This is a genomic window from Thauera phenolivorans (assembly GCF_001696715.1).
GTDB classification, from domain to species: Bacteria; Pseudomonadota; Gammaproteobacteria; order Burkholderiales; family Rhodocyclaceae; genus Thauera; species Thauera phenolivorans.
On the sequence record NZ_MBFM01000004.1, the window covers coordinates 110,073 to 117,049 of the forward strand.

General features: G+C 61.1%; 5 protein-coding genes and 1 pseudogene. 2 read left to right on the forward strand and 4 right to left on the reverse strand.

The window, feature by feature from the left end; all coding sequences use genetic code 11:
- Both BB334_RS10415 and BB334_RS18195 read left to right on the forward strand, forming a co-directional pair.
- Positions 1-903 (forward strand): asparagine synthase-related protein (locus BB334_RS10415; protein ID WP_232756714.1); only part of this gene is annotated, 903 nt, incomplete at its 5' end.
- A 347-nt stretch (positions 904-1,250) separates the two neighbouring features.
- Positions 1,251-2,834, forward strand: a complete 1,584-nt coding sequence (locus BB334_RS18195) for a hypothetical protein (protein ID WP_158014396.1) — start codon at positions 1,251-1,253, stop codon at positions 2,832-2,834.
- A gap of 327 nt (positions 2,835-3,161) precedes the next feature.
- Here the strand turns inward: BB334_RS18195 and BB334_RS10425 are convergent, their stop codons facing one another.
- From BB334_RS10425 to BB334_RS10440, 4 genes and pseudogenes are all read right to left on the reverse strand, one after another.
- The gene (locus tag BB334_RS10425; protein ID WP_068803159.1) at positions 3,162-4,484 is read right to left on the reverse strand and encodes an ISL3 family transposase; all 1,323 of its coding nucleotides are present in this window, start codon (positions 4,482-4,484) and stop codon (positions 3,162-3,164) included.
- A 17-nt stretch (positions 4,485-4,501) separates the two neighbouring features.
- A complete protein-coding gene (locus BB334_RS10430) occupies positions 4,502-5,362 on the reverse strand; it encodes an IS630 family transposase (RefSeq protein WP_232756715.1) in 861 nt (286 codons plus the stop codon).
- Between the two features lie 359 nt (positions 5,363-5,721).
- A pseudogene (locus BB334_RS10435) lies at positions 5,722-6,291 on the reverse strand (IS1634 family transposase); the annotation flags it as partial.
- A gap of 64 nt (positions 6,292-6,355) precedes the next feature.
- A partial coding sequence (locus tag BB334_RS10440; protein ID WP_108722502.1) for an IS1634 family transposase occupies positions 6,356-6,977 on the reverse strand: 622 nt, incomplete at its 5' end.

Here is a 6,977-nt window from a genome sequence, read left to right on the forward strand (position 1 = left end):
TCGGCGGTGCCGGCCTGGGTCTGCGCCAGCCGCGCGCGCGCGGACGGCATCGACAAACTGCTCGCCGGCGACGGCGGCGACGAACTCTTCGGCGGCAACTCGCGCTACGCCAAGCAGCGCGTGTTCGACTTCTACGGCCGCGTGCCCGGCGCCCTGCGCAAGGGCGTGCTCGAACCCGCCTTCGGCCTGCCCGGCATGGACCGCATCCCGCTGTTGAAGAAGGGTGCGAGCTACATCGAGCAGGCGCGTGTGCCCCTCCCCGAACGCTTCGAAATGTACAACATGCTCGAGCGCCTCGGCGCCGACAGGGTCTTCTCGCCGGACTTTCTCGACACGGTGGACCGCGACCGCATCGGCCGCCTGCAGCGCGAGACCTGGGACGCGGTGCATGCTGACTCGCTGGTCAACCGCATGCTCGGCTACGAGTGGAAATACACCCTCGCGGACAACGACCTGCCGAAGGTGCTCGGCACCACCGAGCTCGCCGGGCTCGAGGTAGGCTTCCCGCTGCTGAGCGACGAGCTGCTCGAGTTCTCGGTCGGCATCCCGCCCGAGTGGAAGGTCAAGGGCATGACCCTGCGCTGGTTCTTCAAGGAGGCGCTGCGCGGCTTCCTGCCCGACGAGATCATCGCCAAGAAGAAGCACGGCTTCGGCCTGCCCTTCGGCGTGTGGGCCTGTCAGCACGAGGGGCTCAAGGCGCTCGCGCACGACGCGCTCGACGGCATGCGCGGCCGCGGCATCGTGCGGCCGGAGTTCATCGAAGAACTGCTCGGGACTTTGCTGCCCGAACACCCGGGCTACTACGGCGAGATGGTGTGGATTCTGATGATGATGGAGTTCTGGATGCGTGGGCATGAGACAACAGGCCAACCCATACCCAAGTCTATCGAGCTTCGCGGGTAGGACTCAAACGTAACTCTGAAGCGCGGCAGCGATTGCATCGCGGTAGATCCTCAGTCCAGTAACGACGTTTACGCCCCCAACAAATGTTGGGCAGAGTTTACTAGCTGCCCTACTCGGTCTGTCGAATATCTTTACAGATCGGTTCTGCACGACTGACTGAAGATGGGGCAACAAGGGGGTTAGAGTTACCAAGCCATTGTTTCACATGGATGCTGGTTTTTCGTATCCAGATTGGGCTCGAATCTTGCCTGTGTTAAAAACGTTGCCCGCCATGCTTATTGCTGGACTTCTCCGGTTTCACTGCCAGCATAGCCTTGTCCGCTCTACCCACCGGCCAGGAGGCTTCGATGTCGCGCCCACAACCATGCAAGGAGCTTTTCAGCGGATTGATCCTTTCGGCAGCCCTGTCTTCTGGTGCCGCACTCGCCTATCCTGTCGCCAGCCCGCTCGTCGCCTTAGTCGAAGCGCAGGAACCTGGGACCTGGTTGCGAGTCAATCAGAATGAGTTCCGCAATGTGTGGACACCAACTCCGCAACGATCTACGCCTGGTGCCGGCAGCCCCCGATACGTGATAAGCGCATGGAGCGGTGGCGGTTACGATTCAAACACCGGCGACTTCTACGTTTGGGGCGGGGACAACGGCACCTATTCGGGAAACGAAGTCTACCGGTGGACAGCCTCGACGCTCAACTGGGAGCGACTTTCACTTCCAAGTGCGATTACTTACAGCTACACGGCAACGGGGAAAAAGCACTGGCACACCGTTGATGGGACAGATCACTCCCCGATCTCAGGCGAGACCTTCGATAACGTCGTCTTCCTCCCGGGGGTGAATCGCCTCGCTGTGATGGGGGGCAATGCTTATCCGGGTGGCGGCAAGCAGTACATGCGAGAAGATGGAGTAACACGCGCCGGCCCTTTCTTCTTTGATCCTACCAAAGGCGACCCCAACAAGGTCGGCGGACTCACCGGTTCGCAAGTCAATCCCGCCATGTTTCCTCACGTGCTCGGTGGAAACATGTGGGAGAACCGACAAACCATCCAGACATCCGCAGGGATCGTTGGGCCTCGTTACATGCAGGGCGGGGTCAGCGCCGCAACGACAATCGATGGCAAGGACGTAGTCTTCGTCGCGGAGCAAGGCAAAGGAGGCTATGGTCGGCTATTCAAATACACGGTCAATAGCGAAGACGCCGCGCAGGACGAATGGGAGATTGTTGGAATCTTGGGCAAAAAAACCATCTCCGGGGATGGGGTCGGCGCCTATGATCCCACGCGAAGCATGTTCCTCCGCACGTCCAAGGCTTGGCATACCGTCTACGATGATGTCACCGGAACCTATGTAAAAAAGTTGCTCAATTCCTTCATGTTCTGGGACCTGAATCAACCGGCTGCTTCGAATGCCCTTATGTTCATCAATCCGGACTCGATTCTCGGCGACAAGCTTGCGCTGACGTCCAAGCACGGGATGGACTACGATCCGATCACCGATGCTTACTATATCTGGTCCGGCACCAACGAGCTCTGGAAACTAAGACCACCGGAGGGGATCAGCAACATTGGCTGGTCAATCGAGCGGATTTTCCCAGAAAGCGTAGGGCCAACACTTGCGGGAGCGATTTTCACAGGTGTATTCGGCAAATGGAACTATATGGGCGGCCTTGGTGCATTCATGGGAGTAGCACACGACTTTACCGGTGACGTCTGGGTCTACAAACCCATTGCCACGGACCTCCTGCTGGACGACGACTCGATCAATACACTGTTCGCTCGAAGTTACTCAGACGGCGTTCTCCCAACGGCAAGCTACCCCATAGACGATTTCGGGCGATCTGCGTCGATCCCCGAACCCACTCCCCTGTCGCTTATGGGTCTCGCACTGCTTGTCGGGTTCGCCGTCGTTCGCACCAGCCGGCAGTCGTTGGTCTGAACAGGCTGATGCAAAAATCGGTGATGCTGCACCGGCACTGTGGTTCAGGTTGAATTTCATCGTGACATCGTTTTCGGGAATGGCTTTCGTGCCTCCTCCGAATTGTCTTCCTAGTCGCAACGGCGGGTGAACGTCCGCCAACCACGGCCTTCCCCACCACATAGTTACCACCGACGACGGCCCCTCGGAAAGCTCACCCGACTCTGTGCGCATGATTGATTCTCATGGACACAAAAATTTGAGCCACGCCCGCATCGCGGTCCGTGTGGTGTCACCTGACAAACGAGGCGAGGAGGCTCTATGCCGTTTCCAGTGGAAATTGACTTCTCAACAAACATGACGGTAGCGCCCGTAGTCGCGGGCGACGGCCGGCACCAGGGGGTTCTGCGGTAGATGCTTGAGCTTGGACATGCGCAGGTAGGCCATGGCGATGAAGTTCTCGATGTTGCGGAAGCCTCGGGCGGCGGTCTTCGTCTGTTGGAGCAGGCCGTTCATCGCTTCGACGTAGGCGTTGCTGCGTCCGTCGAGCATGCCGCGCACGACGCCGCCGAGGTGCGCCTTCAGGGTGAGGGCCAGCCGCTTGAAGGGCTCGAGGCGGCTGCGGCGCGCCCAGCTCAGCCATTTGTTCATGGCACCTTGTGCGATCTCCTCGCTGTTGCTCGCGGCTGCATCGCGATAGACCAGCCGCAGTGCCTGCTTCAGGCGCCAGGCGCGCGCGCTCTTCAGATTCGAGCGTTGCAGCCAGTGCATCGCCTCGAACTGGGCACGGGTCCAGCTCACCGGGTTCTTGCGCATCCCCCACAGCAGCTGACGCAGCGTCTTCTTGCTCTGTGCGCCGACCGCTTCGCGCACCGCTGCCGCCGAGCTACGCACCTCTTCGCGACGCACCTCGTCCATCGCCGCGTTGGCCAGCGCCACGACATGAAAGCGGTCGTAGCTGATCCGGGCATGGGGCAGCGACTGGCCGATTCCCTTGGCGTAGGCCGCGCTCATGTCGATACAGGCGTGCTCAATGGCCAGCGGATCGCCGCCGTGCGCACGCATGTCCTGGGCAAAGGCCTGCAACGTGCCGTGATCGCGGCCGGGAGTGGCAAACAGCAGGCGCTTGGCTTCAAGGTCATGCACGACGGTGATGTACGCGTGCCCGCGCTTGACGCTGGTCTCGTCGATGCCAACGTAACGGACGCCCGACATGTCGTCCTTGGCGCGGGCCACCTCGACGTAATGGCGCACGCGGCGCCACAGGCGCTTCGGGGCAACCCGCAACTGGTTGGCTGCCTGGCGCACCGGCATCTCTTGGCACAGCGACAGGCTCAGCGCCTCGAACAGCAGGGTAAAGCCGCTCCCCTCACGCGCCCACGGCACCGGCAGCTGCGTGGTCTTGCCGCAGCCGTTGCACTGCACGCGCGGGATCTCGGCATGCAGCCACGCTTCGAACTGAAAGAAATCCAGGTGACGCCAGCTGCGCCGCACCCGATCGTGGATCAGCTGGTGCTCGGCCCCACACGCCGGACACGTTGCACGGCCGCCGGTGTGCTCGACCTCGAAGTCGATCCGCCGCTTGGCTATGTTGAGCTCGACCTTGGCGACGTGCCAGGGCGGCTGCAGGCCAAGTGCGGTGGTGAAGAGGGCTTCGATCTGGGTGTTCATCGGGCGCAAGGTCGGCGTCAGGTTCGGGCGGTTGTACCACCGATCGTCATGTTTGTTGAGAAGTCAATTTCCACTGGAAACGGCACAGAGCCACGGTGTACGCGCAGGTTGTCGACGATCAGAAACACCTTGCGCTGCGCGTCCTGGATAAGATCCTTCAAGAAGACGATGAAGCGGTCCGCATCAATGGCGCCCTCGAAGAACGAGAAGCGCACCAAGCCCTGGTTGGTGATCGCCGAGATCATCGACGTCGAGCCATGACGGCCGGCCGGCAGTCGAAGCTCCGGCGTCAGTCCCGCCATCGAGTAGCCGCGCACCCAGTGCGAGTCCTGGCGAATGGCGGTTTCGTCACCCCAGTAAATCTCGGCATCCTCAGCCTTGGCGCGCGTGACGATCTTCGGGTACTCGTCCTGAAGCCACGCCTTGAGCCGGGCCGGATCCTGCTCGAGCGCGCGCTTGACCGGCCGCTGCGGCGTGAAGCCCCAGCGCCGAAGGTACTCACCGACGGTGCGGATGGGCATCTCGATGCCGAACAGTTGTTTGATGGCGAGCATGACCACACGACGATTCCACAGCGCGAATTCGAGCTGGAGTTGAGCGGGATTCGAGCCGATGATCTTCAAGCGCAACTGCTCTTCTTGAACCAGCGTCAGCGTTCGCCCCGAGCCGTGGCGGCGGCCACGTTGCCCGCCCTTGATGACGGTATCGATGCTGTCGGCCTGGGCGCGTCGCGCCCATTTCAAAACAGTGCCAACATGCACCCCGCACACTTCAGCGATGTGCGCCCATGTGTAACCTTGCTTGCGAAGCACGAACGCCTGGCGGCGAATATGTTCGAGGGCTTCGGGCGGCAGCTTTCTGGCATCGATCTTTTCCATGCCAGGATTATATCAAAAGCTATTTGATTGCCGGGTTAATATGGCAAAGCTACTCGGGCACCGTCAGACGAAAGGGACGGATAACAGACAAGCGGAACCTACTGCTACCGCGCCACATCTCGACTCTACAGTTACGCGCGCAAGTATTTTTTTGTTAAAGCGCACGTTCAAAAATGCCACTACAACAGCGCCAACTGCTCCGGCGCCGCTGGCTTTTCGATTCCTAATGCATGAAGCACCTCGTTTTGCTCAGTGCTGAGCGTCGACACCCCCGCGACCGGCTCGCCGCCGTTCACCCGAGTTCGACAGTTACGCTCGCAAGTGCTTGTTTTTGCTTGAGCGCACTTTAAAAAATGCCACTACAACAGCGCCAACTGCTCCGGCGCCGCTGGTTTTTCTATCCCCAATGCATGAAGCACCTCGTTCTGTTCCGTGCTGAGCGTCGACACCCCTGCCACCGGCTCACCGCCGTTCAGGCGCACGCGGTGATGCTGGATGCGCTGTAGTTGCTCGAGCGCCCGCTCGGGCGTGTAGCCCGCATCGGCGGCCTTGAGTCGGCTACGCATCACGCGGTGCAGGATCAGCGCCATGAAGCAGATCGACGCATGCGCGCGAATCCGCTCGGGCAGGCGGTGATACACCGGGCCGATCTCGATCTCGGACTTGAGCACCTTGAAACCGCGCTCGATGTCGGCGAGCGACTTGTAGCGCTGAATCACGTTCTGCGCGGACAGGCCCTCGGCGTTGGTCACCAGCAGGAGCCTGCCGTCCATCATCTCGGCGAGACGCTTCGCCTTGTCGTCGATGTGGTAGCTGAAGAGTTCTTCACCCAGATCCACCTTGAGAATGCGCGACAGGTGCGCTTCGCTGACCGCATGGTAGAAGCGCGCCTTGGCGCCGCTGTCCGAGAGCTTGCGACCCCGGTGCTTCCCGAGTTCGACAGTTACGCTCGCAAGTGCTTGTTTTTGCGAGAGCGCACTTTCAAAAATGCCACTACAACAGCGCCAACTGCTCCGGCGCCGCTGGTTTTTCTATCCCTAAGGCATGAAGCACCTCGTTCTGCTCCGTGCTGAGCGTCGACACTCCGGCCACCGGCTCGCCGCCGTTCAGGCGCACGCGGTGATGCTGGATGCGCTGTAGTTGCTCAAGCGCCCGCTCGGGCGTGTAACCCGCATCGGCCGCCTTGAGTCGGCTGCGCATCACCCGATGCAGGATCAGCGCCATGAAGCAGATCGACGCATGCGCGCGAATCCGCTCGGGCAGGCGGTGATACACCGGGCCGATCTCGATCTCGGACTTGAGCACCTTGAAACCGCGCTCGATGTCGGCGAGCGATTTGTAGCGCTGAATCACGTTCTGCGCGGCGAGGCCCTCGGCGTTGGTGACCAGCAGCAGCTTGCCGTCCATCATTTCGGCAAGACGCTTCGCCTTGTCGTCGATGTGGTAGCTGAAGAGTTCCTCACCCAGATCCACCTTGAGGATGCGCGACAGGTGCGCTTCGCTGACCGCGTGGTAGAAGCGCGCCTTGGCGCCGCTGTCCGAGAGCTTGCGCCCTCGGTGCTTCACGCCTTCATCCTGCTCGGTGAGCTTGCCCGACCATTGGTCCGCCTGGCGG

What these genes read in the sequence shown, in the direction of transcription:
- BB334_RS18195 (WP_158014396.1), top strand. Translation starts at nt 1,251, where the DNA reads ATGTCGCGCCCACAACCATGCAAGGAGCTTTTCAGCGGATTGATCCTT.
- BB334_RS10425 (WP_068803159.1), bottom strand. Translation starts at nt 4,484, where the DNA reads ATGAACACCCAGATCGAAGCCCTCTTCACCACCGCACTTGGCCTGCAG.
- BB334_RS10430 (WP_232756715.1), bottom strand. Translation starts at nt 5,362, where the DNA reads ATGGAAAAGATCGATGCCAGAAAGCTGCCGCCCGAAGCCCTCGAACAT.